The 24,244-nt window shown below is 71.9% G+C and carries 22 protein-coding genes and 1 pseudogene; 10 read left to right on the forward strand and 13 right to left on the reverse strand.

Annotated elements, in window-relative coordinates; all coding sequences use genetic code 11:
- Window positions 1–28: 28 nt before the first annotated feature.
- Window positions 29–1,543 carry an MFS transporter gene (locus tag AW27_RS31820; protein ID WP_037922142.1) on the reverse strand — a complete coding sequence of 505 codons (1,515 nt, stop codon included), beginning with the start codon at window positions 1,541–1,543 and terminating at the stop codon, window positions 29–31.
- A gap of 153 nt (window positions 1,544–1,696) precedes the next feature.
- Here AW27_RS31820 and AW27_RS31825 point away from each other — a divergent pair, with 153 nt between their 5' ends.
- The 3 genes from AW27_RS31825 to AW27_RS31835 are packed head-to-tail and all read left to right on the forward strand — an operon-like array spanning window position 1,697 to window position 3,089.
- Complete coding sequence (locus AW27_RS31825) at window positions 1,697–2,134, forward strand: MarR family winged helix-turn-helix transcriptional regulator (protein ID WP_037922144.1); 438 nt, start codon at window positions 1,697–1,699, stop codon at window positions 2,132–2,134.
- 11 nt (window positions 2,135–2,145) lie between these two features.
- Window positions 2,146–2,517, forward strand: a complete 372-nt coding sequence (locus tag AW27_RS31830; RefSeq protein ID WP_037922147.1) for a DUF4180 domain-containing protein — start codon at window positions 2,146–2,148, stop codon at window positions 2,515–2,517.
- The gene (locus AW27_RS31835; protein WP_037922149.1) at window positions 2,514–3,089 is read left to right on the forward strand and encodes a HutD/Ves family protein; all 576 of its coding nucleotides are present in this window, start codon (window positions 2,514–2,516) and stop codon (window positions 3,087–3,089) included. The genes AW27_RS31830 and AW27_RS31835 overlap by 4 nt, the downstream gene beginning before the upstream one ends.
- On the opposite strand, the gene AW27_RS31840 is transcribed toward AW27_RS31835, so the two are convergent.
- From AW27_RS31840 to AW27_RS31855, 4 genes are all read right to left on the reverse strand, one after another.
- On the reverse strand, window positions 3,086–3,211 hold the full coding sequence (locus tag AW27_RS31840; protein WP_269084547.1) for a hypothetical protein: 126 nt from the start codon (window positions 3,209–3,211) through the stop codon (window positions 3,086–3,088). The genes AW27_RS31835 and AW27_RS31840 overlap by 4 nt on opposite strands.
- Window positions 3,208–3,804: a hypothetical protein gene (locus AW27_RS31845; protein WP_037922927.1), complete on the reverse strand. Its 597-nt coding sequence runs from the start codon at window positions 3,802–3,804 to the stop codon at window positions 3,208–3,210. Before AW27_RS31845 ends, AW27_RS31840 begins: the two co-directional genes overlap by 4 nt.
- A gap of 153 nt (window positions 3,805–3,957) precedes the next feature.
- On the reverse strand, window positions 3,958–4,305 hold the full coding sequence (locus tag AW27_RS31850; protein ID WP_037922151.1) for a VOC family protein: 348 nt from the start codon (window positions 4,303–4,305) through the stop codon (window positions 3,958–3,960).
- Window positions 4,306–4,425: 120 nt separating this feature from the next.
- Entirely contained in the window at window positions 4,426–6,231 is a 1,806-nt protein-coding gene (locus tag AW27_RS31855; protein ID WP_037922153.1) for a galactose oxidase early set domain-containing protein, read from the reverse strand.
- A 272-nt stretch (window positions 6,232–6,503) separates the two neighbouring features.
- On the opposite strand from AW27_RS31855, the gene AW27_RS31860 reads away from it, so the two are divergent.
- Window positions 6,504–7,154, forward strand: coding sequence for a DUF4360 domain-containing protein (locus AW27_RS31860; RefSeq protein WP_037922155.1), 651 nt, complete (start codon window positions 6,504–6,506; stop codon window positions 7,152–7,154).
- A 342-nt stretch (window positions 7,155–7,496) separates the two neighbouring features.
- On the opposite strand, the gene AW27_RS31865 is transcribed toward AW27_RS31860, so the two are convergent.
- The 4 genes from AW27_RS31865 to AW27_RS31880 form a co-directional block, all read right to left on the reverse strand.
- Window positions 7,497–8,540 carry a LacI family DNA-binding transcriptional regulator gene (locus tag AW27_RS31865; protein ID WP_037922158.1) on the reverse strand — a complete coding sequence of 348 codons (1,044 nt, stop codon included), beginning with the start codon at window positions 8,538–8,540 and terminating at the stop codon, window positions 7,497–7,499.
- A gap of 268 nt (window positions 8,541–8,808) precedes the next feature.
- Entirely contained in the window at window positions 8,809–9,162 is a 354-nt protein-coding gene (locus tag AW27_RS31870) for a hypothetical protein (RefSeq protein ID WP_037922163.1), read from the reverse strand.
- Window positions 9,163–9,318: 156 nt separating this feature from the next.
- A complete protein-coding gene (locus tag AW27_RS31875; RefSeq protein WP_037922187.1) occupies window positions 9,319–9,576 on the reverse strand; it encodes a hypothetical protein in 258 nt (85 codons plus the stop codon).
- Window positions 9,577–9,676: 100 nt separating this feature from the next.
- A complete protein-coding gene (locus AW27_RS31880; RefSeq protein WP_037922929.1) occupies window positions 9,677–10,765 on the reverse strand; it encodes a carboxylate-amine ligase in 1,089 nt (362 codons plus the stop codon).
- 318 nt (window positions 10,766–11,083) lie between these two features.
- Between AW27_RS31880 and AW27_RS31885 the strand changes: the two genes are divergently transcribed.
- Entirely contained in the window at window positions 11,084–12,349 is a 1,266-nt protein-coding gene (locus AW27_RS31885) for an IS701 family transposase (protein ID WP_304949835.1), read from the forward strand.
- Window positions 12,350–12,460: 111 nt separating this feature from the next.
- Here AW27_RS31885 and AW27_RS31890 read toward each other — a convergent pair whose 3' ends face one another.
- Window positions 12,461–13,297 (reverse strand): class II glutamine amidotransferase, encoded by an 837-nt coding sequence (locus AW27_RS31890; RefSeq protein ID WP_037922931.1) that lies wholly within the window; start codon window positions 13,295–13,297, stop codon window positions 12,461–12,463.
- A gap of 154 nt (window positions 13,298–13,451) precedes the next feature.
- Between AW27_RS31890 and AW27_RS31895 the strand changes: the two genes are divergently transcribed.
- Window positions 13,452–15,881, forward strand: a complete 2,430-nt coding sequence (locus AW27_RS31895) for a SpoIIE family protein phosphatase (protein ID WP_037922201.1) — start codon at window positions 13,452–13,454, stop codon at window positions 15,879–15,881.
- A gap of 48 nt (window positions 15,882–15,929) precedes the next feature.
- Here the strand turns inward: AW27_RS31895 and AW27_RS31900 are convergent, their stop codons facing one another.
- The 3 genes from AW27_RS31900 to AW27_RS31910 form a co-directional block, all read right to left on the reverse strand.
- Window positions 15,930–16,100: a hypothetical protein gene (locus AW27_RS31900; protein WP_157840247.1), complete on the reverse strand. Its 171-nt coding sequence runs from the start codon at window positions 16,098–16,100 to the stop codon at window positions 15,930–15,932.
- A gap of 39 nt (window positions 16,101–16,139) precedes the next feature.
- Window positions 16,140–17,549, reverse strand: a complete 1,410-nt coding sequence (locus AW27_RS31905) for a glycoside hydrolase family 16 protein (RefSeq protein WP_037922215.1) — start codon at window positions 17,547–17,549, stop codon at window positions 16,140–16,142.
- Between the two features lie 189 nt (window positions 17,550–17,738).
- The gene (locus tag AW27_RS31910) at window positions 17,739–21,062 is read right to left on the reverse strand and encodes a hypothetical protein (protein WP_052030657.1); all 3,324 of its coding nucleotides are present in this window, start codon (window positions 21,060–21,062) and stop codon (window positions 17,739–17,741) included.
- A gap of 209 nt (window positions 21,063–21,271) precedes the next feature.
- Between AW27_RS31910 and AW27_RS31915 the strand changes: the two genes are divergently transcribed.
- The 4 genes and pseudogenes from AW27_RS31915 to AW27_RS31930 all read left to right on the forward strand — a co-directional run bounded on the left by AW27_RS31915 (window position 21,272) and on the right by AW27_RS31930 (window position 23,877).
- A complete protein-coding gene (locus tag AW27_RS31915; RefSeq protein ID WP_370466644.1) occupies window positions 21,272–21,850 on the forward strand; it encodes a MepB family protein in 579 nt (192 codons plus the stop codon).
- Window positions 21,851–21,884: 34 nt separating this feature from the next.
- Window positions 21,885–22,115: pseudogene (locus AW27_RS31920) on the forward strand (transposase); the annotation flags it as partial.
- A 197-nt stretch (window positions 22,116–22,312) separates the two neighbouring features.
- On the forward strand, window positions 22,313–23,263 hold the full coding sequence (locus AW27_RS31925; protein ID WP_236647649.1) for a phage baseplate protein: 951 nt from the start codon (window positions 22,313–22,315) through the stop codon (window positions 23,261–23,263).
- Between the two features lie 191 nt (window positions 23,264–23,454).
- Entirely contained in the window at window positions 23,455–23,877 is a 423-nt protein-coding gene (locus tag AW27_RS31930; RefSeq protein WP_037922223.1) for a hypothetical protein, read from the forward strand.
- Window positions 23,878–24,244: the final 367 nt, after the last annotated feature.

Consider the following 24,244-nt stretch of genomic DNA (forward strand, 5'->3'; position numbering starts at 1 on the left):
GGCGGGGCGCCGGGCCGGCGGTCCCGGGTCAGCCGACGGCGTCGGCCTGTGCGGGCTCGGCGGTCCGGCCCGGTCCGGCCTCGGCCGGCCGCGCGGCAGCCGGTGCGGCGGGCCGGTGGCCAGCGTGCAGGCCGAACCGGCCGATCAGCCCGACCAGGGCGAAGGCCGCGGCGCCGATCCCGAAGGTCAGGGTGAACCCGGACTCGGCGGGCAGCGGGGGCACCCCCGCGGGCAGGTGCTCGATGGTGTTGGACGCGAGGATCGTGGTGACGACGGCACTGCCGATCGCGCTGCCCGTCGAGCGGGAGATCGAGTTGATGCCGTTGGCGATGCCGCTCTGGTGCGGCGGGACGCTGGACATGATCACAGCTGGCATGGCGGCGTACCCGAAGCTGACGGCCGCACCGACGACCAGACCGGAGCCGATCACCGAGAACGCGTGGCCGTGGTCGACGGCGAGCCAGCCGAAGCCGGCCGTGCCCAGCAGGGCGGCCATGCCCAGTGCCGTGCGCGGACCGCGATGGCGCACGATCCGGCCGCCGATGGGCGAGGCCAGCAGCGAGACGATCGCGCTGGGCAGCAGGAACTGCACGGAGGCGCGCAGGATCGAAGCGTCGAAGCCGTAGCCGGTGAGCGCCTCGGGCATCTGCACGAGGTACGAGACGCCGAGGAAGCTCGCGAACATGCCGAAGCCGACGAGGAGGCCGGCCAGGTTGGCCATCAGGACCGGGCGGTGCGCGAACATCTTCATGTCGACCAGGGGCTCGAGGACCTTGAGCTCGGTCACCACCCACACGGCGGCCATCACGGCGGCGCCGGTGAAGCTGCCCAGCGTACGGCCGGAGGTCCAGCCCCACTCATGGCCCTGCGAGATCGCCAGCAGGAGCAGCAGCAGCGCGGTACCGAGGGTCAGGGCGCCGAGCACATCGGTGCGCCCCCCGGATCCGGTGCGGGTGCGGGGGACCAGCAGGACCACCGCGAGCAGGGCGAGCACCGCGAGGCCGGTCGCCATCCAGAAGGCGTTGCGGTAGTCCGCGTCGGGGCCGGAGGTGAGCAGGCCGGTGGCGACGAGCGCGAGGCCGCTGCCGAACGCGAGCGTGCCGCTGACCAGAGCCATCGCGCCGGGCAGCTTCTGCGGGCGGACCTCTTCGCGCAGCACCGAGAGCGCCAGCGGGAAGATCGCGGTGGCGGCGCCCTGCAGGACGCGGCCCAGGATCAGCAGCGGGAGCGAAGGGGCCAGCGCCGTGAGGACGGAGCCGGCGACCATCACGCCGAGGACGGCCACCAGGGTGGGCTTCTTTCCGTGCTGGTCTCCGAACCGGCCGAGGAGCGGTGTGAAGACCGCCGCGGACAGCAGAGTGGCGGTGGTCACCCAGCTCACGTCGGCGGTCGAGGAGCCGAGGTCGTCGCGGATGAGGCCGAGGATCGGGACCGGCAGGGTCTGCATCATCGACACGACCATCGCGGCGAGGCTCAGGGCGAAGACGACGGCCGTCTCGTGGCGCTGCCGGGAGGCTGCCGCGGCCGGGGAGGGGGTGCTCATGGCTGGGGGGACCTTCTTCGTGTTTCGGAGCTGAGGAGCTTCGGAACCCAGATGTTTGATGTCATCAAGTAACGCGATCGAAGGTAGAGCTCGATATTTCAGGTAGTCAAGTAAACAATTGATAATGTGAAGCAACCTGGGTAGGCTCCTCGCATGAGCGAGACCGCCACCCACACCCCGACGAAGGTCCAGCTGCTGGAGCTGCTCGCAGCCATCGGCACCGCCCAGTGGCGCGAGTTCGCCGCGGCCGCCGCCCAGTACGGCCTCACGCCCACCCAGGCGCGGGTCCTCGCCCAGCTGGACGGCCCGGTGCCCATGCGCGGCCTCGCCGCCCTGCTCGTCTGCGACGCGTCCAACGTGACCGGCATCGTGGACCGGCTGGAGGCCCGCGAGCTCGTGCGGAGGGAGCCGTCCGCCGCCGACCGCCGCGTCAAGAACGTGGTGGCCACGGAAGCCGGCCGGGAGGTCATCCGCCGGGTGCGGGAGGAGATGCAGGCGGCCCACGGCGCGCTCGACACGCTCGACGACGCCGAGAGCGCGACGCTCTACGCCCTGCTGGCCCGGCTGAGGCCGTCGATGGAGAAGAGCTAGTCTCGACCCCCGTGGACACTCTTCAGCGGATCAACGACGTGCCCGTGCTGATGTGCGCGGCCGAGGGCGAGACCATCGCGGGTGAAAGCGAAGCCCTGGACTGCATCGGCAACGCCTCCTACCTGGGCGCCGAGTGGGCCGTCATACCCGTCGAACGCCTCGGCGAGGCGTTCTTCCGGCTGAGCACCCGGGTCGCCGGTGGGATCATCCAGAAGTTCGTCCAGTACCGGGTGGGCCTCGTCGTCCTCGGCGACGTCTCCCGCCACACGGAGGCCAGCACGGCGCTGCGCGACTTCGTCCGCGAGTGCAACCGGGGCCGCCAGACGTGGTTCCTCGCTGACACCGACGAGCTGCGCGACCGGCTGACGGGCGCCGGGGCGTGAACGGCGACCACATCCGGATCCTGCGCGCGGCCGACCGCCCCGCCACGGTCTGGAAGAACGGCGGGGGAGTCACTCGGGAGATCGCCGTCTGGCCCGCGGACGCCGACATGGACTCGTTCCGGTGGCGGGCGAGTCTGGCCGAGGTGGCCGCCGACGGCCCCTTCTCGGCCTTCCCCGGCATCGACCGCACCCTGACCCTCGCCGAGGGCGCGGGCATGGACCTCGTGGTGGGAGGCGAGCGCCGGCTCGTCACCGAACGCTTCGCACCGCAGGACTTCGCCGGGGACGAGCCGACGGACTGCCGGCTCGTCGGCGGTCCGGTCGTGAACTTCAACGTGATGTACCGCCGCGGCACGACGACGGCGCGGACCGTCGTCGTCCGGGACAGCCTCGCCCTGGCGGCCGAACCGGGCGAGACCCTGCTGGTGGTCGTCCTGGACGGCTCGGCGGCGCTGGACACCCCGCAGGGCCCGGCCCGCACCCTGGGCCCGTACGACGCGCTCCTCGCCCGGGGCGGGTTCGCCGGACGCGTACGGACCGACGGCCGCGCGGCTGTGGTCCGCTTCCGCTAGGGCAGGGGCCGATCGATCGGGAGCCCGTCCAGCCCGTCCAGCCCGTCCAGCCCGTCCAGCCCGTCCAGCGCGTCCCGGCGGGCTGACGGCGGCACCGGCGAGGGCGGAGCGGCCGACGTCATCTCGCGGGCACGGTGGGGGCCGGGGGGTGAACCTCCAGGACGACCGCGGTGCCGGCCACGGTCCGGTCCTCGTACATCTGGATCTGCTGGCCGGTCTCGACGTGGGTCCAGTGGGCGGGGGTGAGGGGAACGAGGCGGACGGTGGCCCGGCCGCCCGGCTGCAGAAGGGGCATGTCCTCGACCCACAGTCCTGCGATGCTCACCGCGACACCTCCGGTCGGTGAGAGGTTCCCGATGTCCCACAGGGGCCGCAGGACACCGTGACCGGAGATCGGCGTCCTGCGTCGGGCCTGCGTGGTGGGACGAAGCGTCAGATCGGCCCGGACCATTCCGTTGCGGATCTCGGCACACCGCCAGTGGCACCAGGCCCGGCTCTGCTCGAAGCCGAGCTGCTCGGCCGCCTCGGCAAGCTGCTCCCAGAACGCCGAGGGCAGCGGCGGCCCGTCTCCGAGCTCCTCCGGCAGGCCCACGGCCGTCCGCCATTCGTCGTGGGCGAGATAGTCCCAGACGTCCAGCACGGTGAGGTCGTTCTCGGTGGCGAGCTCCTCCGGGACGAGGAGCGAAGCCGCTTCGAGTAGCTCGGTGACATGCATGCAGCCATGGTCGGCCATGCTGTCGGGCCGCGTCGCATCGTCCCGCTCCAGGTCCTGTGCGGCGTCGGGATGACGAGCCCGTCCCGTACACCGCGTCCTGGCGCGCATCGCCCCGCCGGACGGCAGGCGTGCGGTCCGGCGGGGCGGAGTACGTCAGCGGTGGCCCAGTACGTTGACCACCCGGCCGTTGGGGTCACGGACGAAGAACCGCCGCACCCCCCACTCCTCGTCCTGAAGAGGGTGGACGATCTCCGCGCCGCTCTCCCGCACGGCCGTGTAGGCGGCGTCCACGTCGTCCACCTCGATGCTCATGTCGGGAACAACGGGTGCGGTCTTGTCCCGGGACATGATGCTGATCTGCGCCGTCGGACTGGACGGGGACGCGAGCGTCATGATCCAGCCGTGGTTCATGACCTCCTCGAACCCGAGCAGGCCGTAGAACTCGCGGCTCTCCTGTGCAGCCTCCGACTGGACATTGGGTACGACACGTCGCGTGGCCATCGATGTCTCCAAGGTGGGAACGAGCCGGCGTTGGGGCTCCCCAGAGGTACTACGGCCCGCGGGCCGCCGCACGCGCTTTCGGCGCACGCTCCGAACAAGCCGCTGCCGGCCGGTCGCCGATCAGCGGGTGCCGAGCTTGATCCATTTCGCCGTGCTGGGGACGCCCCGCGCGTCGAGCAGGAAGAGCATGTAGGAGCCGGGCGGCGCGTCGGCGGCACCGGGTGGGGTGCGCAGCGCGATCCGGTGGCCCTGGATGTCGGTGATCCGCAGGTCGAGGTGGCGCTGGCTGGTGTTGACCGAGTGCGTTGCCGTCGTCGGGGCCAGCAGTACGGCGCGCCTGACGTCCTCGGCCGTCGAGCTGGACACCTGGAAGGCCGTGTCGTACCGGAGGTCGCCCGCCGGGACCCGGTCGAGCGCCGGCCGGGCGCCCCGGTGCAGATAGGCGGGCTCGTAGAGCTCGATGCTGCCGTCCATCCCGTCCCCGATGTCGGGATCGTTGGCGATCTGCTGGAGTTCGTCGCCGGTGACCATCATCCGTCCGTCCGGCAGCACCAGGGCGTTGGAGTGGTAGCCGCGCGGCAGCCGTTGGGCCGGTCCCGTCCTCCACCGGCCGCTCGCGTCGCGCACCTCGATCTGTCGGTACTTCGGGTCGGCCTCCGGGTTGAACGGGCCGTGGCCGTAGTCCCTGGTGTCCAGGGCCCCGTTGACAGTGAGCAGCGTGCCGTCCGGCAGGATCAGGGTGTCGTCCTGGGTGCGGCCGAAGGCCCTGGGCTCCTCGGTCGTCCAGCGTCCCCCGGACAGCCGGTATGTGTGCGGGTCACGCGGGTCGCCGCCGAGGACGAGGACGGAGTCCGGGCCCCGGAAGCCCGCCGGCAGCGGCACGGCCGAGCCGTAGCCCCGGAAGTCGGCGGGCCGCCGAGGAAGCTCGCTGCGTACGTCCCCGACCGGGTCGAAGAGCCACTGCTGGTCGGCGTCGCGGCCGAGGCCGTAGATCATCCCGTCGCGCAGCGAGAACAGGTGCGGGTAGTCGTTGCGGAAGGGGGCGTCCGAGCGGAGCCGCTCGGCGGGGACGCCGGCGGGGATGTCGTACGGCCGCCAGGGAACGCGGTGTCCGAGCGCGGGGAAGCGTTCCACCACCGGGGTGGGGGTGCCCGTGCCGCGCTCGGACTGGCCGGACATGATGATCTGCCGGCCGTCCGCCCCGGTCACGACCGAGGGGTACCAGCGGCCGACGGCCAGGTCGCGGTTGCGGAACCACTTCTCGGTCCACGGGTCGAAGACGAAGGACAGCCGGGCGCCGCTGCCGCCCCTGCCGCCGAGGTTGCCGCCGAAGACCCCGACCATCCCGTTGGGTAGGTAGGAGTGCCCGGCGCAGAAGAACGGCGCCGGGCGGGGGGAATGGGTGCCGTCGGGCATCAGCACCACCGGCGGCGGTACGTTCCGGAAGGCCCGGGGCCCGGTCCCCGCAGCGGGGTTCCAGAGCCAGGCCCGGCCCGCGTTGGCCGGGCCGACGGTGTTCGTCGGCCCGGTCTCCTTCGTGGGGTCGGACTCCACGCGTTCGAAGGAGAACAGCAGCACCTTCCCGGTGGGCAGCAGGGCCACGTGGACGCCGAAGTCGGGGGAGGGGAAGAACTGCGTGAAGCGGCCGAACCGGGCGGGGTCGAAGCCGGCGTTGACCCTGCGCTGGGACTCCTCCAGACCGGCCAGGCTCGCCGTGCGCCTCGCCTGCGGGTACCCCGTGGTGTCCTGGGCGGCCCGGCGCAGCCGGGCGTGGGTGCGGGCATGCTCCTCGCCCAGGACGCCGGCTTCGTCGCCGATGTGGTGGACCGCGGCCCGGGCCGGCGCGGGTGGCCCGGCGGTGGGAAGGGCCAGGGCTGCGGCGAGGGCCAGCGCCGACAGGGCGGCGGACCGGGACGGGCGGGACATCGAACTCCTCACCGCAGGATGGCCCGGAGCGGAGGTCGGGGACGGCTCCGGAAGCCGCTGAGGGACTGAAGGAACCCGCCGATATTAGGGCATAAGTGGAGCTATGCCATGGATGGTCGGCCCGGCCGGTGCTTCTTGAAGGTCTCTTGGGGCCGATTGCCGGGCTATTTGGGGCGATTTATCGTTTCTGCGGTGAATCGTTTCGGCCGTCAAGGTGAGACCGCGTGCCCACCGGCCGGCTCCGTCCGGCGCGGACCGCTATCCATGTCGGTGTGATCAAGTCGCTCCGTACCGGATTCACCGCAGCCGCCGTGACCGCAACGCTCGTCACGCTCAGTCCCGCCGCCGGGGCCTCCCCCTCGGCCCCCCTCGACCAAGTGGCCGTGGACGTCGCCACGGTCAACGGATCGGGCTGCCGTCCCGGCAGTGCCGCCGTCGCCGTGTCGCCCGACAACTCGGCCTTCACCGTCACCTACAGCGAGTACGTGGCCCAGGCGGGCGGCGGCGCCCCCGCCGTCGAGGGCCGCAAGAACTGTCTCCTGTCCCTCGTCGTGCACGTCCCGCAGGGCTACACCTACGCCATCGCGAAGGTGGACTACCGGGGCTTCGGCAGCCTCCAGCCGGGCGCGGTCGGCACGCAGAAGGCCAGCTACTACTTCCAGGGCATGAGCCAGACCGCCTACCGGACCCACCGGTTCGTCGGGGCGCTCGACGACAACTGGCAGGCCACCGACACCACCGGCATCGAAGCCCTGGCCTGGTCGCCCTGCGGCGAGCAGCGCAACTTCAACATCAACACCGAACTGCGTGCGGAGGTGGGCACGTCCGACCCGTCGAGGACCAGCTTCATGGCCCTCGACTCGACGGACGGCAGCATCAACAGCGTGTACCACTTCTCCTGGAAGCAGTGCCCCCAGCGCTGACCGGCAGAGCACGCTGCCGGCCCCGTCGGGGACCGGTTTGCGGCATCGCCTCGCGGACGGATCCGTCCATCGAGCGGCTCTGGCCCGTACGGCGTGTCCGGCCGTTCATATGACTACTTCGTGCCCGAGTCGTTCCTGTGGGCATGGGGCGGGGCGATCTCGCGGATGCCGAGTGGGAACGGCTTCGGCCGTTCCCACCGGTCGGCAGCGGGCCTTGTGGCACGGTAGACGCTCCGGTTCTGGTGCCGTGCGCCCGGCGCGTGCCCCTTTCCCCACCCGTGTTGCCGGCGTGCAGGAGAACCTGAAGAGGGTCCGGGGCCTGCGTCGGGCGCGGGCTCCACGTCAGGCCGACGCGCGCTCCACCAGGATCGTTTCGGTGATCACCGGCCCCGGCGCGGTCCGGCCCTCGCGGCCGTCTCCCAGCCGCTCCATCAGCAGCCGGGCCATCGTCCGCCCCATGCCCTCGATGTCCTGGCGCACCGTCGTCAGCGGAGGGTCGGCGCTCTCCGCCACCGGTTCGGCGTCGTCGAAGCCCACCACCGAGACCTCCCCGGGGACCACCCGGCCGCGCTCGCGCAGCACGCGCAGTGCCCCGGTCGCCATCAGGTCGTTGCCGGCGAACACCGCGTCGATCGAGGGGTCCCGGTCCAGCAGTTCGGCCATCGCGCGGGCTCCGCCCGCCGCGGTGAAGTCCCCCACGGCGACCAGCTCGGACCCCGCGGCCGGGAGTACGTCGCGATAGCCGCTCAGCCGGTCGGCCGCCGAGGTCTGGTCGAGCGGGCCGCAGATGTGCGCGATCCGTCGCCGTCCCCGCGCCAGCAAGTGGCGTACGGCGTCCCGGGCGCCCCCGCGGTTGTCCGCGTCCACGTATGTCACCCGGCCGTCCTCCCCGGGCCCGGCGGTCCAGCCCGGACGCCCGCCGTAGACCATGGGCATGCCGATGCGGGCGGCGATGGAGGGCAGCGGGTCGTCGGTGTGCAGGGAGAAGGCGAGGGCTCCGTCGACATGGCCGCCGGCCAGGTACCGCTCGATGCGGTCGTAGTCGCAGTGGTCCTCCACCAGCAGCAGCACCAGCTGGGCGTCGTGCGCGGTCAACTCCTTGCTGATGCCGCGTATCTGACGGGAGAAGAAGGGGTCCGAGAAGATCCTCGCCTCGGGCTCGGGAATGATCACCGCGACGGCGCCGGTGCGTCGGGTGACCAGTGTGCGGGCCGCGTGGTTCGGGATGTAACCCAACTCCTGGATCGCCGTCTGCACCCGTTCGGCCAGATGCGGGCGGACTCCGTCACCGCCGTTGACCACACGGGAGACCGTGGCCCTCGACACGCCCGCGAGCGCCGCGACGGCCTCCAGGGTGGGACGGCTGCCGGAACGCGGTTCGGGCACGTGATTTCCTCCATGATCAACAGGCGGTGGCCTCGCCGAACAGAAGGGTAACGGGTGATCAACGTCCGGGGTGAGTCCAGGAGGTGGACCGGAGCGCGGAGGGGGTGTTCCGCCGGTACGGCCTCCCCGGCACGGACCGCTCCGGCAGGGTGCCGTCGGCCGGGGCCGCGGGCGACGACGCGCCCGTCGGCGGTGACCTGCGGGAAACCGCCCGGTCCCGCGCGACCCGGGCGGGGGCACGCACCCCGCGCGGGCCCCTACCGGGCCGCTACATGTGGGACTGCCCGTAGTAGTGGCCGAACCGGTCCATGAAATTCGGCTCACCGGCGTACTTGGCCTCGTCGTAGTCGGGCGCGTTCCTGATCTGCTCCTTGGTCAGGCTCAGGTAGACCTTCTCCTCGGCCGTGTCGATGCGCTCGACGACGCCGGCCGGCAGGAGGACGTGCTTGCCGAGGATCCAGACGCCCGTGTCGACGACGATGTGGGAGGAGCGGAAGTCGGCGGAGTGCTTGTCGACCTTTCCGATGTGGCCGTCGGTGGCCTCGACCTTGTAGCCGACGAGGTCGATGCCGCTGTGGTGGCCGGCAGCCTCGTGGTATCCCCAGATGTCCTTCTCGGTCACGACTCCCGCCTCTCTGCAACCGTACGCGTAGCCGCCCCAAGGCCCTGCCCGACCGGTGACTCCGGTGAGGAGCCGAGGACGCCGCCCCGGTGGACGGCAAGGAAGGTGGGGGCGCGGCCCGTGGGCGCCCCGTGGCTCCGGTGCACGGCGACCTCCTCAGGTGGAAGGTCGCCGGGGGCCGGCGGGTCGTTCGCCGTCCGGCCCCGTCCAGCGGGTGCCCGGGCCGGACCGGCCGGGCTCGACCGGCCGGTCGAGGCGGCTCGCCTCGTCCGTGTCCGCGGCCCGAGTGGTCCCGTCGTCCCCGCCCGCGTCCCCGGGCGCCTTCCCGGCCCGGGGTGCGGCGTGCGGTGCCCGGTGCCGGTCTTCGTCGCCGTGGTGCAGCGGTACTCCTCCTGCGCCGCCCTGGTCGTCCATGACAGCTCCTTCCATGTCCCCGGAGCCCCCTCACCCGGCGCGTTCCCGGCCGAGGTGACGGGAAACCCCTCTCCTCGCACGACCCTCGTGTCGTCTCGTGTCATGCGGCCGCCGTCGCCGCCGCCAGGCTGTCGACCACGTCGGCCAGCCTTCCCCGCCGGGCACGGGCGGCACGCTGACGGGCCGCACCGCCACCCTCCGCACGCAGCCGGTCGAGCAGGGTGTCCACCAGGAGCAGGTCGCCGGCCGCGGCGAGTCCGGGTTCGGCCCGTTCCCGCAGCCGATCGAGCATGTCCCACACCGGCACGTGCGCCCCGCCGACCGGGTCGAGGCCCCATCCGCCGTCCAGCCCGTGCAGGGCCGCGAGCCGGTGCGCCTCGCGCAGCCGCCCGCACTCCAGGAACGGCGCCGGCCTGCCCTCGTCGCGCTCCGGCAACAGCACCCCCGCGAGTCCTCGGACGAGCGCCGCCAGCAGGACGACGGTGTCGAGGCGGGCGTTCACGTCGGCGACGCGGATCTCCAGCGTCGGCACGTGCTCGGACGGGCGGGCGTACCAGTAGATCATCCGTCGGTCCAGCAGGGCCCCGCACCGCACCAGATCATGGGCGATGCGCTCGTAGGCGGCCTCGTCCAGGAAGGGAGCGGGCCCCACCGTGGGCCATCGGGCGTGTTCGACCGCCCGCCAGCTGGCGTGGCCGGTGTCCCGGCCGCGGTCGAAGGGGGAGTTCGCGCTCAGGGCCTGCAGGGCGGGCAGCCACGGCCTGAGCCGGTTGGCCAGGTCCAGTGCCTGCGCCCGGGAGGATACGCCGATGTGGACGTGGCAGCCGCACACCGGCTGGTCGTGGCCCGCCACGGCCGAGGCGAAGCGGACCGCCATGCGCCGGTAGCGCTCGTCCGGAGTGACGGTCAGCGGACGCTCGGGCGGGATCACTGGAGTGCCGGTGCCGACGAGCAGGCAGTCCTGTGCCCGCGCCGCCCGGACCAGCTCGGCCCGCAGCCACGCCAGCTCGGCCCGCAGCACCGCCGTGCTCGACGTCGGGCTCGTGCACGACTCGACCTGTGCGGTGAAGAACTCCGGCTGGACCAGCGGCCCGAGTCTGCCCGAGGCCGCCTCGATGACCCCGGCCGCGCGGCCCACCGGGGCCCTGCTGCGGCGCTCTACGAGCAGGAACTCCTCCTCCACGCCCATGGTCGGTACGGTGGCCGCGGCGGGGCCGCCGCTTCCCGGTCCGACCGGCGCGAGCGGGGACCGGCTCCCGTGACGAGGCGCCGACGTGAACACGGCCAGTGACATCGGGGGTCCTCTCGGTGAGGGTGGGGGCCTCCGGCATCCGGTAGGAACCGGCATGGCCGAGGCGGTGGTGCCGTCCTACCAGGCCCTCCTCCTGTGCTTCGCCCACCCGCCGGACCACCCCGCGCGCGGGGGCCGCGGCCGTGGCTAGTAGGGCTTGGTCAGGTTCAGTCTTTGGTGGCGTGTCCAGTTGAGTGGCTGTGTCGTTGATCGGGTGTGACGCCTGAGGACTTGGCCGCGGTGCGGTGTGATCTGGAGGATTTCGCGGCGGAGGTTTTCGAGCCGTTCGCGCGGAATGATCAGCGTCGGTGGGGGCGGGTCTACCTGCGTGGGCTGCTGACCGACGGGCAGCGCAAGTCGGTCGAGCCGATGGCCGCCCGGCTGGGCGAGGACGGGAACCGTCAGGCCCTGGCCCACTTCATCACCACCAGTCCGTGGGATCCGGCGCATGTGCGGGCCCGGCTGGCCTGGAGGATGGAAAGGGCGATCCGGCCCACCGTGCTGGTCTTCGACGACACCGGGTTCCTCAAGGACGGCAATGCCTCGGCGTGTGTGTCGCGGCAGTACACCGGCACCGCGGGCAAGGTCACCAACTGCCAGGTGGGCGTCTCCCTGCACATGGCTTCGGATCATGCCTCGGCGGCGGTCGACTGGCGGCTGTTCCTGCCCGAGACCTGGGCGCCCGGGTCGGTGAAGGCGGATCCGGACAAGGTCGCCCGCCGCACCGCCTGCGGTATCCCCGACGACATCGGGCATGTGGAGAAATGGCAGCTGGCCCTGGACATGCTGGATGAGACCCGCTCGTGGGGCATCGAGGTGCCGCTGGCCATTGCGGACGCCGGATACGGCGACGCCGCGGCCTTCCGGCACGGCCTGCAGGCCCGCGGCCTCAACTACGTCGTGGGCATCTCCACCACCCTCTCGGCCCAGCCCGGCCCCGCGGTGCCGGTCGCCGAGCCGTACTCCGGGACCGGGCGCCCGCCGGTGGCGAAGTACCCCGACAAGCCGCAGTCGGTGAAACAGCTGGTCATCGCGGCCGGCCGGAAGGCGGCGAAGCCGGTGCAGTGGCGTGAGGGATCCCGGCCCGGCACGGGCCGCAGCGGCTTCAAGCGGATGTACTCGCGGTTCGTGGCCTTGCGGATCCGGCCTGCCGGACGCGAGGTCCGCCAGACTGTTGACGGACCGGAACTGCCGGAGTGCTGGCTCCTGGCCGAGTGGCCAGCAGGCCAGGCCGAGCCGGTCCAGTTCTGGCTCTCCGACCTGCCCGCCGACACCCCGCTGACCACCCTGGTCCGCCTGGCCAAGCTCCGCTGGCGCATCGAACACGACTACCGCGAGATGAAGCAGGCCCTGGGCCTGGCCCACTTCGAGGGCCGCACCTGGAACGGCTGGCACCACCACGTCACCCTCGTCTCCGTCGCGCACGCCTTCTGCACCCTGCAACGACTGGCCAGAGCCCCAAAAGACACGGCGCTGGCCTGACCCTCTACCGGATCATCCGCGAGCTACAAACCCTTCTCGCGACATGGAACGGCGCCTGCCCCACCTGTCACCGCGACATACCCACCCCAATACGGACCTGACCAAGCACTACTAGAGCTCCGGAATGAAAGGGAGGTAGTCCACGTCCCGACCGGACGGGACGACCGCGTAACTGCTCTCGGGGAGTTCGTTCCACACACCCGGAAGGTCACCCAGCGGCTCGGACACCACGATGCGGGTCTCGTCCGACACCTCCCTGAGGTAGTCGATCTCCGGGTAGAGGTGCCGGACCGTGTCGGCCCTGCTGCTGTAGTAGAGCGAGCGCGACCTCCCCTGACTGGAATACCGGAACGCCCACACGCGCTCACCGTCGCTCACCGCCACCGTCATCTGGAGCGGTTCCGCCACGCCGTGCTCCTTGCCGAGGCGCTCCACGAGCCCCGCCATCCTCGCCACCGCGCCCGGGGGGTCCTGGTCGAGCCCGTAGGTGACCGCGAGGTAGAACATCACCTCGGAGTCCGTGGACCCCTCGATGCACGAGAACAGGGCCGGGTCGACGGCCATGCACAGATCGCGCTGGAGCCGGTGGAAGTCCCCGATCGCCCCGTTGTGCATCCACAGCCAGCGGCCGTGCCGGAACGGGTGGCAATTCGTCTGTTGGATCGCCGAGCCGGTCGAGGCCCGCACGTGCGCGAAGAACAGCGGCGAGCGGACGTGCGCGGCGAGCTCCTGGAGGTTGCGGTTGTTCCAGGCCGGGCCGATGTCGCGGAAGACCGCAGGCGTCCCGTTGCCGTCCGCGCTGTACCAGCCGAGCCCGAAGCCGTCGCCGTTGGTCGATTCCACACCCAGCCGGGAACGCAGGCTCTGGTTGATCAGCGAATGCTCGGGGCGGTAGAGCACGGTGTCGAGCAGCACGGGCGTACCCGAGTAGGCGAGCCACCGACACATGCGCACCATCCCTTTCGCGGCCTGCTCCGAGGGTAACTCCGCGGACGGCGCCCTTCCCGCGGGGCGCAGCCGCGCCCGAAGCGCGGCAGGCCCCCGGGCCGCGGCGGGCGGGCCGAGCCCGCACACCGGCTGCGCGCCGTGCCATCCTCGACGTATGACGCACGACGTCGGACCCCCCGGCGAAGGCACCTCACCCGAGGTGCTCGCGCTGGCCAAGGTGGTCGCCAGGCTGCGATCGGAGATCGCGGACCTGGAGGGCGTCTCCGCGTCCACGGCCGTCCTGGAGCGCGCCAAGGGCGTCCTGATGGCACAGGAGGGCATCTCCGCGGACGCGGCCTACGAGAGGCTGCTGGAGCGTGCGACCAGGCAGGGCAGCACCCTCATGGAGGAGTGCTGGCTCGTCCTGGGCCGGGTCGGCCCCGGCCGGCCGCCCGCCGCGCCGGCCGGCCTAGCGGTGCCGGCCGCCCCGGACCGCGGTGCCCGGCCGGAGCAGGCCGTCGGCGCCGGGGGCCCCTGCGACGGTCCGCCGGACGAGGACGGGCTGCGCCCGCTGCTGGCCCGGATCGCGGAGTGCCTGGCCGAGGCACGGGACGAGGCAGACGTCGCGGAGCTGCTGCGCGCCGTGCTCGCCGAGGCGATCGGCGTGGACGCCGTGATGATCTACACGGTGACGGTGGCGGGCAGCCTGGACCTGACCGGGCACGCCGGCATCGACGAGGAACTGTCCCGCCAATGGGCCCACGTTCCGCCGCTGAGCGGCGTCGCCGCCCTCGAAGCCATCGCCGCCGGGCACTCCGTGTGGCTCGAGGACCCGGCGCAGGACGCGCGCCGCTACCTGCTGATCGGCAACCCGCCCGAGCGCTGGCCCTCGCGCGCCTGGGTCCCCGTACCGTCCGACGGAGCCGTCAGGGCGGCCGTGGGGTTCCTGCGCACCAGGCCCGGCGTCTTCGACGCAGGTACCCGCACGCTGCTGCGCCAGGCCGTGCGGCTGTGCGGCGCGCTGCTGCGCGCCTTCGGCGCGTCCGGCGGCGGCGCGGCCGAGGGCGCGGCGGCCCCCGACGCCGCGGAACAGGTGCAGCGCATCCTGGACGTGCTGTCCGGCCCCGCGGTCCTGCTCACTCCGCTGCGTTCGGCGGCGGGGGAGATCGAGGACTACCGCATCGACGCGGCGGCGCCGGAGTCGGTCGACGTGGCCGGGCGCCGGGGCAAGGAGCTCATCGGCCGCAAGGTCCTGGAGACGTATCCCACCGTGGCGGGCACCGCACTGTGGGAGGGCTACCAGGACACGCTCGCCACGGGGGCGGTGTACGAGGGGGAGCCCTTCCGGTACCACGACGTGGGGGCCGGATTCCCCCAGGAGTCGGTGTACTCCGTCCGGGCCGCCCGTCTCGGGGACCGCCTGGCGGTCTCCTGGATCCGGCACGACACCAGCGAGCGCGAGATCCGCAGACTGGCCGAACTGCAGCGCCTGGGCAACCTCGGCTGGGCGGCCTGGCACCTGACGACGGACCGCGTCGTCTGGTCCGACCAGGTCTACGCCATCTTCGACCGGGAGCCCGCCCTGGGGCCGATCGGCCTGGAGGAGCTGCCCCGCCACGTGCTGCCCGGGGACCGCGAGGGTCTCGCCGCGTCCGTCCGGCGGCTGCTGAGACTGGGCCACCCCGTGGACCGGCCCTTCCGGATCACCACCGGCGAGGGCGTACGGGACCTGCGGATCGTCGTGGAGGCGCAGACCGCCGCCAACGGCACCCCGGTCGAGGTCCACGGCTTCTTCCAGGACGTCACCGCCCAGCGGGACGCCGAACGCGCGCTGCGGGAGAGCGAGCGGGCCGCCCTCGTCCAGCGCGGGATGCTCCAGGCCGAGCGCGCGCTCGCAGCCCGGCTCCAGTCGACCCTGCTACCCATCCCCGAACAGTCCCTGGAACTCGCCGGCCTGTGCGTCGGAGTGGCCTGCACGCCGGCCGACAGCGGGGCCAACGTCGGTGGCGACTGGTACAGCGCCATCGAACTGCCCGACAGGAGCGCGCTCTTCGTCGTCGGGGACGTGGCCGGCCACGGCCTCGCGGCCGTCGGGACCATGGCTCAACTGAGGTTCACCGCCAAGGGCATGGCCATCACCGGATCGGCCCTCATCGACGTCCTGCGCCGGCTCAACAACCTGCTGCTCCACACCGACGCGGAACCATCCGCCACCGCGACGATGGTCATCGCCCGCTACCAGCCCGAGGACCGGCGCCTGACCTGGGCCCGAGCCGGGCACTTGCCGCCGCTGCTGCTCCGCGGCGGCCGGGCGGGCTTCCTGCCGCAGCCCGACGGCTGCCTCCTGGGCGCCGCCCACGACTCCGTCTACGGACAGGCCGTCATCGACCTGCTGCCCGGCGACCGCCTGCTCCTCTACACCGACGGTCTCGTGGAGGAGCCGGGCGAGGACATCGACCTCGGACTGGACCGGCTCGCGCAGGACGCCCTCCGACTTCTGGGGAGCGGCACGGACGAGGAGCTCGCCCGCACGCTGGCGGGGCGGCGTCGGGCGAACCGCGACGACATCTGCGTCCTGGACATCCACCTCCCGGACGAGGCGTGACCCCGTCCGGGACGTGGCTGGCCGGCTGGTGCGAGGGCGGCTGTCGGTTCAGGTGTTGAGGAGCCGGTTGAAGAACGAGCGGTAGTGCTGCAACGCGACCCTCAGGTCCTCCGTCGCCACCTGCTCGCCGCGGTCCCACCGGCCCTCCAGGCCCTGCTTGCGCGTGGAGAAGCTGCCCGCCAGGGCCTGCATGAACGGCGCAGCGCGGCCGGTGCGCACCGGCCGCGCCCGCGAGCGGAAGCGGATCCCGCCGTCCCGTCAGTGGCCGAAGTCGAACCAGTTGACGTTCACGAAGTCGGCCGGCTGGCCGCTGGTGAAGGTCAGATAGACGTCGTGGGTGCCCGTGACCGCGGTGATGTTCGCCGGGATCGTGCGCCAGCTCTGCCAGCCGCCGGTGTCGGCGACGGAGAAGCTGCCCACCGGGGGCGAGGTCCGGCTGTCGAGCCGCACTTCGACGAGCCCGCTGACCCCGCCGGCGGCGCCGCCGGCGACCCTGCCGTGGAACTGCGTCGCCGGGGCGGAGCCGAAGTCCACGCCTCGGAAAAGGGCCCAGTCGCCGTTGCCGAGGGCCGCGAGGTTCTGGCCGCCGCCCGCGTCCGTGCAGGTCTCCTTGGCCACGCCCGACTGGTCGTCGTAGGACTCGGCCTGGATGGCGGCGTACGCGTCGCGGTTGCCGGATGGCGGGGTGGTCGGGGGAGTGGTGGGCGGAGTCGGGCCCCCCTCCGACCGCAGGACGGACACGTAGTCGACGACCATGGAGTGGCCCGGCTCGGTACCGGCGTCGGGTCCGCCCCCGAACGCGTCGGGGAAGCCGCCGCCCATCGCGACGTTCAGGATGATGAAGTAGCCGTGGTTCGTGGCGTCGGCCCAGGTCGCCGCATCGACCTGATCGGCGCGCACGGTGTGGAAGCCCAGTCCGTCGACGGAGAACCGCATCTGCTCGACCGCGGTCGAGCGGTCCCACTCGACGGCGTAGGTGTGGAAACCGGCCTGGCAGCCGGCCCCCGGGCAGGTGCGCTGGCCGCCGATCCCGGACGTCTCGCCGCAGGGGCCGCCAGGGCTCGTGCCGCAGTGCAGCGTCGCCCAGACGGTGTTGAGGCCCTGCACGTTCTCCATGATGTCGATCTCGCCGATGCCCGGCCAGTTCCACCAGTTCCCGCGGTACGGGGTGCCGAGCATCCAGAAGGCGGGCCAGTAGCCCTTGGCCGCCGGGCCGGTGACGTTGGGCATCTGGATGCGGGCCTCGGCGCGGAGCGTGCCGCCCGGCGGGGGCTGGAAGTCGCCCCGACGGGTCTCGACGCGGCCGGACGTCCACCGGCCCGCGGCATCCCGCCGGGGTGTGATGCGCAGGTGGCCCGCGCCGTCGAGCGACACGTTGGCGGGGTCGGCGGTCATCGTCTCGATCTCGCCGGTACCGAAGTTCGCGGGTCCGCCGGGGTAGCTGGTGCCGGTGGTGTACTGCCAGTCGGCGGTGTCCACCCCGGAGCCGGCGGGCCCGTCGAACTCCTCCAGGAACAGCTGGGTCCAGCCCGCGGGCGTGGGGGGAGCCGCGGCGTTCGCGGGCAGTACGGCTCCGGCCGCGGCGGTGGCGACCAGGGCGGTCGTGCCGATCGCGGCGAGGACGGCCCGCCGTAAGGCGGCTCGTTTCCTTCCTGATGTCTCGCGCATGGGTGCCCTCTCTGAAGCGCGCGCCGGGGCGCGGGTGCGGGGGGACGGGGAGCCCGGGTCCATCGTTCTGAGAGCGCTCTCAGAACGATGGCCACTGTGCTCTGCACCCCTGCGGCCGTCAAGAGCCGCGACAGCCGTCTCCCCGCCGGGTGCGACCCGGCGGGGAGACGCGGGCGGGAGAACGACCCCTCAGCCGAAGTGGCCGAAGAGGTCGACGACGACGTGGGCGGAGCCCCAGCCGAGATTGGCGAGCTCGACCTTGCCGTCGGTGCCCACCGGTACCGTGACGAGGTTGGCGACGGTCCGTCCGGTCGTCCAGTTGAGGTTGGAGGAGTCGGGCCGGGTGGTGCCGGAGGGCCAGACGGTCAGGTGTCCGTCGGACGCCGGGTCGGTGACGGTCACGTTCAGTACGACCGCCCTGGCCCGGCCGAGTTCACCGTTTCCGGAGAGGTCGAGCAGCGTGCTGCCACGGGCGGGCACGGAGCTGCCGGTCCGGGTGTCGAGCACCCGCTGGGGGGCGGCGGCATGGAAGCCGGCGCCGGCCTGGTCCTCGGAGTAGTAGCCGAAGACGTCGGCGATCAGGTGGGCGGTGCCCCAGCTCGCGTTGAACAGCTTCACCGTGCCGTCCGCGCCGACCGGGACCACGACGTGGTTGGGCACCGTCCGGCCCGCCGTCCAGTTGAGGTTGGAGGAGTCGGGCCGGGCGACGCCCGACGGCCACACCGTCAGGTGCCCGTCGTCCTGCGCGTCCGTCACCGTCACGTTGAGCACGACGGCCTTCACCCCGGACTGCGGCACCCCGTCACGGCCTGCCACCTGCAGCGACACCTCGCTGCGGGCGGCGACCGGGGCGGTGCCGGGCCGGCCCACGCCCGTACGGGAGTCCAACAGACGGGCCGGACCCGCCGGGGTGAAGGTGCTGCCCGAGGTGTCCGCGGAGTAGTAGCCGAAGACGTCGGCGATCAGGTGCGCCGTGCCCCAGCCCGCGTTGTGCAGGGAGACCCTGCCGTCCGCGCCGAGCGGCACCACGACCTGGTTCGGCACCGTCCGTCCGGTCGTCCAGTTGAGGTTGGAGGAGTCGGGCCGGGGGGTGCCGGAGGGCCAGACGGTCAGGTGTCCGTCGGACTCCGGGTCGGTGACGGTCACGTTCAGCACGACGGCGTCGGCCCCGGACTGCGGAACGCCCGCCCGGCCCGAGACCTGCAACGACACCTCGCCGCCGGCCGCCACCGGTGCCGTGCCGGGGCGGCCGACGCCCGCCCGGGTGTCCAGCAGCCGGGCCGGGGTCAGCGTGGTGAAGCGGTCACCGGCCTGCGCCGCGGCGATGCCGTTGTTGACGACGTGGATGCGCTGCCCGTCGGCGTCGGTCCACGCGATGTTCGGCCCGGTACGGTCCACCGCCCAGGACCGGTTCGGCCGCCGCTGGAGCTTCCACTCCTCGCCCTGGGCGAGCGTGCGGGCCCGCACGGTGCTCTCACCGCCGGACGTCGTGATGCCGTCGTGGAAGTCGAGTAGCAGCAGCCGGCCGGCGGCCAGGTCCTGACGCACCAGATAGCCGTCGCCCAGCAGCGACTCCCGGCCCGAGATCCTGTTGGTCGCGTCGGTGCTCATCACCGGCAGCGAAAGGGTCTGGCGGGTCGTGGTGTCGTACACGCCGCTGGTGCGCACCGTGCCCTGGCTGTCCTGGCAGGCCCAGCCGACGTAGCGTCCGACGGCCTCCAGCAGGGTGGCAGGGCAGGGTGTGGTGAAGGTGCCCCGGTCCGCCGAGCCCTGCATGTCCCTGGCGTAGACCGTCCTGTCGCCCTGCAGCGAGAGCCAGAGCGTGTCCCCCTGGATCGCGACGCCGGTCGCCTGCGTCGTGTACACCTGAGCGCGGGCGTCGAGATCACCGATCACGACCTTGTGGTTGGACGTCCAGTTGCCGTTCGCGGTCTGCGCGAGCGCCACGTAGCGGCCCGCGGCGTCGGCGGTCCGGAGGCCGTCGACGTCACCGGTGGGGATGGTGCCCGCCCAGTCGGGGTAGCCGATCCTGCGGAAGACGGCCGCCTTCCGCTGCACGGGTGCCTCCTCCAGGTACCGGCCGTCGCCGGTGGACCGCAGGCCGACGCAACCGGTTGCGTGGCTCGCGCACGTGTTGATGGAGTGCGTTCCGTCGAGGTTCTCGAAGGTCTTGACCGGGGTCGGGTCGTCGGAGATCCGGTAGCTGCGGAATGAACCGGTGGTGTCGCTCGGCTGGAAGCGCACGGTGTCCGACGCGGCGGTGAGCACCCCGCCGCCGATCGACAGGCCGAAGACGGTGGCCGGGGCCGGCGGGACGTCGGTGAGCTTCGCGGCCTGCGGCGTGCCGGTGCCGGCCGCGGTGATCCGCTGGACGGCCACCCGCGGCTGGGTGGCGTACGCGGGCGCCTTGGGGCTGCCGACCGCGATGAGCGAGCCGTCCGGCGCGGGCAGCAGTTGGGAGTCGGCGAGCTCCAGCACGTACTCGACCGCTCCGGACGTCGAGCCGACGGACGTGAAGCGCAGCGGACGGCCCCGATTGTCGCCCGGGGATGCCGAGACGGATTCGGTCACGACCAACCAGTCGCCGAGCAGCCTCAGTTCGCCCGAGAACAGGCCGAGATCGGTGGAACTCAGCACGTTCTGCGGCTGTGCCCGGTCCAGGACGTCCACCATGGTGCCGTCGCCGGTGCGCAGCACTCTGCCCCCGGCCAGCCTGAAGGTGTGCGAGGGCTCGGACCCGTCCCCGTCCGGAAGCGCGCTGGTCTGCCCCGTGACGACGTCGACGAGGGTGGACCGGTGCAGTTCGTCCAGGCGGTGACGCAGGATCAGCGAGTCCCGGTCGCCGTCCTGCACCGTGGTATCGAGGGTCGCGCCGGCCGGCAGCACCACCTTGGTGCGGATCGTGGAGCCGCCGTCCAGCCGGTTCAGGAACCAGCCGGTGACCGCGGAGCTGCTGCCCTCGAACGTCAGCACGGTGCGCCCGTACGTCCCCGCGTAGCTCTGCCCGGTGGGGATCGTGACGGTACCCGCTGCGACGGGCTTTCCGGTGGTCAGGTCGAACAGGTCGACCCGGGCGGGTGCCTGCGCCGTGGCCTCCGTGGGGACGGCGACGGTGTCGGAGGAGGTTCCGTAGCGGTGGTCAGGGGTTCCGCGGTATCCGCCGGCGGGCTGGCCCTGCTCCAGGTCTCCACTGACCGGGGCCGGCAGTCGCAGGCCGGTGTCGGTGGTGGCGCCGGTGTCGTAGCGGGTCCACAGCAGCTGGTCGCCGCCCTCGCGGGCGTGCAGGAGGCCGGTGTCGCCGGCCACGAAGAGCTGGTCCCGGGCGGGGAGGCCGCGCGGGGCAGCGGGCAGTACGAGTTCTGCGGGGCCTCCCGCGGCCGAGGCCCCGGCCGCCGGGGCGGCAGCCGCCCCGGCCGGTGCCGTGGCCAGTAACGCGGCGGAGGTGACCAGGGCCAGCGCGGCAGCCCCGATCCCTCGGTGCGGGCGTGACGTTCGTCTTGCGGTGGGGTCCACAACCACCCTCTCCTGGGCGAACACGGAGGAAGGGGTCGTCAGGGAGCAGGCCTCGGGCAGCCGCTCGCGCGGGCCGGCCGGCCTGGCTCTTCGTGATCGGCCCCCTCCGATCGTGCGGGAGCATACCAACGGTGATCATTCGATCGCACAGGAGTTCAAGAGAAAGTCTCTATTCGTTCGCGTGTTCGATATCTGGCAAGATGGCCGGCATGCCGATGGAACGCGAAGTCCTCGAAGCCCGCGAAGGCCCTTCGCGGGTCCCTGGCGACCTGTTGAAGGCCATGGAGCTGGCCTACGGTCCGGGCGGATTCACCTGCTCGCCGCCGGTGCCCGAGGCGGAGAGCGCCGACTACGGGGCGTGCGCGTTCACCCTGGACGGCCTCTCGGTCCGATTCCGTGTCGCCCGGACGACCCCGGCGAAGGCCGGCCAGTTCGTCACGGTGTGGAAGAGGTCCGCGGGCGGGCCGATCCAGCCCTTCGATGCCGCGGATCCCGTCGACCTGTTCGTCATCAGCGCCCGTCAGGGCGAGGACTTCGGGCAGTTCGTCTTCCCGCGGGAGGTGTTGCGCGAACGGAACGTCGTGTCGACGAACGGCTCCGGCGGGAAGAGGGCGTTCCGTGTCTATCCGCCATGGGCGGTCACCACGAGCCGGCAGGCCCGCAGTGCGCAGGCCTGGCAGGTGGAACACTTCCTCCGGCTCTCCGGAGACGGCTCGGTCGACCTGTCCCGTGCGTACGCACTGTGTCACCCGGGGCAGGATGGATCCTGGGACGTCCGAACGGAATGATCTTCGAGATGGTCGGATCGCTGCGGAAGCGACGATACGGGATCCGGGATGCGGGGTAACTCGGCCGAAGCCGTGGCGTGTTGACGACGGGTCGTGGGCGGTGATCGAGCCGCTGCTGCCCAAGGTTGCAGGTCGGGAGCGGTATCCAGGACGCAAGCTGCATCCGGACCGGCTGGTGTTCCAGGGGGCTCTGTTCCTCCTGCACGCCGGGGTGAGTGGGGAGCGTCTCCCGCGGGAACTCGGTTTCGGGTCGGGCATGACCTGCCGGCCGAGCTCTGCAGCGTGACGCCCTGGACTTCTCCCGGGCACCAGGCGCTGTGGACGGCTCTCGCAACCGGGCGCGCACAGCCGTACGGCTGTGCCGCAGGCCCACATCCCGCCGGGGGCGCCCCGTTAGACTCCCCGAAGCGATCAGTGTGCACCACACTCATCCCATCGGGGGAACTCATGCCGCAGGAACGTTTGAACCGCCGGAGTCTGCTGCGCGCGGGCGGCGGAATCGGGCTCGCGTCGCTCGGCCTGGGGTACGGAGCGGGAGTTGCCTCCGCGGCGGTGTCCGCGTCGCCGCGCTTCGACCTGACCAAGCCCTCGTACGACCTGTTCCGGCACAAGCCGCTGCACGACGACACCGTGCAGCAGAGCTTCGCCTTCGACAGCGTCAACAAGCGTCTGTTCGTGGCACAGCGGCGGAACGGCACCGACACCAAGGCCGGCGATCTGTGCATCACCCAGCTGGACTTCGCAGGCAACCATGTTTCGTACATGCATCTCAGCGGCTTCGGCCACGGGGTGTCGTTCGGTGTGGAACCCCGCGGCAGCGAGAGCTGGCTGTGGACCGAGGTGGACGCGAACTCGAACGGCTACGGCACCCGGCTCGGCCGCTTCAAGTTCGTGAAGGGCGGTTCGCTGTCCCGCACATCGTCGGCGATCACCAAGTACAGCCCCGTGTCGGGGGCCGTGGAGTACACCTGCTCCATCGACCCGGTCTACGACAACATGGCCGTCCGTCACCACAAGGACGGCGCGAAGTACATAGCGGTCTACGCCATGTCGGATGCAAAGGCAGGAGACTTCAGCAGTCCCAAGGCCTACTTCAAGCAGCCGTCGATTCGGGGCACCGCCCAGGGCTATACGACTTACGGTCAGCACCTGTACTACCTGACAGGCAACGCGTACTCGTCGAGCAACCCGGTGCCTGGCAACGCCGAGCTCACGAGCGTGAACCTGAACACGGGTGCGATAACGCAGGGTCCGGTTCTGACGAAGGCGGGCGGCACGTTGGAGTTCCGTGAGCCGGAGGGCCTGGCGATCTACCGCACGAACGCCGGACAGTCCCGCCTTTTCCTGGGCTTCGCGTCGGGCGCCGCTGGTGACCGGCGCTCGAATCTGTTCTACAAGAACGTCCTGGTATAGCCGCTGATCAGGCCTTGGCAGGCCGGTCCGCACCCGCGCATACGTTCTCGACCGGGAAGCGGCAGGGCCATAGGATCCCCCACGCGCTCGAACGCGTATCCAGGCAGGGGACCTGGATGCGGCAGACCAGTCATGCGGGGGGACCCATGAACACGCGTCTCACCGCGGCCCGCCCTGACCAAGGAGGACCCATGAAGCGCACGATGAATCTGACCGCCAAGGCCGTCACCGCCGGTGCGGCCGCCGTCGGGATGATGGTCGGTTTCAGCGGTCAGGCCGCTGCATCCACCAGCGTGGAGATGACTGCCTACTATGGCGGCAAGCTGGCCGGCAGCGGCTACTTCAACGCCGACCCGTCCGGCTCCGTCCCGGGTGACGCCATCCGGGCCTGTGATCTCTACGCCGACGGCGTGGGCATCGAGGTCCGCATGGACATCAACCCGAGCGGCGCCTGGCACACCGACCGCGTCGCCAGCACCCGCGGCCACAACTCGCCGTACTGCTCGCCCTGGAAGAGCGGCAACATAGCCGAGGAGACCACGGTGGCTCTCAAGATCTGTGCGGTGAAGGGGACCTGGGAGGACTGCTCCCCGGTGCACTACGCCAAGGCGTGAGCCCGCGGCGGCACTGTTCGCCGTGACATCACTGACACGGCCCCGGACCAGGCGTCCGGGGCCGTGTCGCCGTTCAGCGGCGCGTCCGCCGGGCTGCTCGGTCGCCCGCAGCCCGGTATGCGCAGTCATCTTCTGGCGCCGTGCCTCACGGCCGGTCCGGGACGCCCTGCCCCATAGCCATTCCCGGACGCTCGGGGAGCTGTCCAGCGGTGACGTCCCTCGGCCGCCGCATTCGCCCGCACCCATGCCGGGTCCAACCGCTGGTCGAGGCTGAGCTCGCATGCCCGTTCCTCCAGCCCGACCGGCGAGTTCGTATCGAGGACCTTCAACTCCCGAGGAACCGGCTCATGCGAGTTCATCGCCCCAA

It is taken from the genome of Streptomyces sp. PCS3-D2, from assembly GCF_000612545.2.
Classification (GTDB): Bacteria; Actinomycetota; Actinomycetes; order Streptomycetales; family Streptomycetaceae; genus Streptomyces.

Excerpts from the sequence above, each read along its gene's own strand:
- AW27_RS31820 (WP_037922142.1), bottom strand. The coding sequence starts at position 1,543 with ATGAGCACCCCCTCCCCGGCCGCGGCAGCCTCCCGGCAGCGCCACGAG.
- AW27_RS31875 (WP_037922187.1), bottom strand. The coding sequence starts at position 9,576 with ATGGACGACCAGGGCGGCGCAGGAGGAGTACCGCTGCACCACGGCGAC.
- AW27_RS31845 (WP_037922927.1), bottom strand. The coding sequence starts at position 3,804 with ATGCATGTCACCGAGCTACTCGAAGCGGCTTCGCTCCTCGTCCCGGAG.
- AW27_RS31840 (WP_269084547.1), bottom strand. The coding sequence starts at position 3,211 with ATGACGTCGGCCGCTCCGCCCTCGCCGGTGCCGCCGTCAGCCCGCCGG.
- AW27_RS31850 (WP_037922151.1), bottom strand. The coding sequence starts at position 4,305 with ATGGCCACGCGACGTGTCGTACCCAATGTCCAGTCGGAGGCTGCACAG.
- AW27_RS31930 (WP_037922223.1), top strand. The coding sequence starts at position 23,455 with ATGAAGCGCACGATGAATCTGACCGCCAAGGCCGTCACCGCCGGTGCG.
- AW27_RS31855 (WP_037922153.1), bottom strand. The coding sequence starts at position 6,231 with ATGTCCCGCCCGTCCCGGTCCGCCGCCCTGTCGGCGCTGGCCCTCGCC.
- AW27_RS31915 (WP_370466644.1), top strand. The coding sequence starts at position 21,272 with ATGCCGATGGAACGCGAAGTCCTCGAAGCCCGCGAAGGCCCTTCGCGG.
- AW27_RS31880 (WP_037922929.1), bottom strand. The coding sequence starts at position 10,765 with ATGGGCGTGGAGGAGGAGTTCCTGCTCGTAGAGCGCCGCAGCAGGGCC.
- AW27_RS31890 (WP_037922931.1), bottom strand. The coding sequence starts at position 13,297 with ATGTGTCGGTGGCTCGCCTACTCGGGTACGCCCGTGCTGCTCGACACC.
- AW27_RS31895 (WP_037922201.1), top strand. The coding sequence starts at position 13,452 with ATGACGCACGACGTCGGACCCCCCGGCGAAGGCACCTCACCCGAGGTG.
- AW27_RS31905 (WP_037922215.1), bottom strand. The coding sequence starts at position 17,549 with ATGCGCGAGACATCAGGAAGGAAACGAGCCGCCTTACGGCGGGCCGTC.
- AW27_RS31825 (WP_037922144.1), top strand. The coding sequence starts at position 1,697 with ATGAGCGAGACCGCCACCCACACCCCGACGAAGGTCCAGCTGCTGGAG.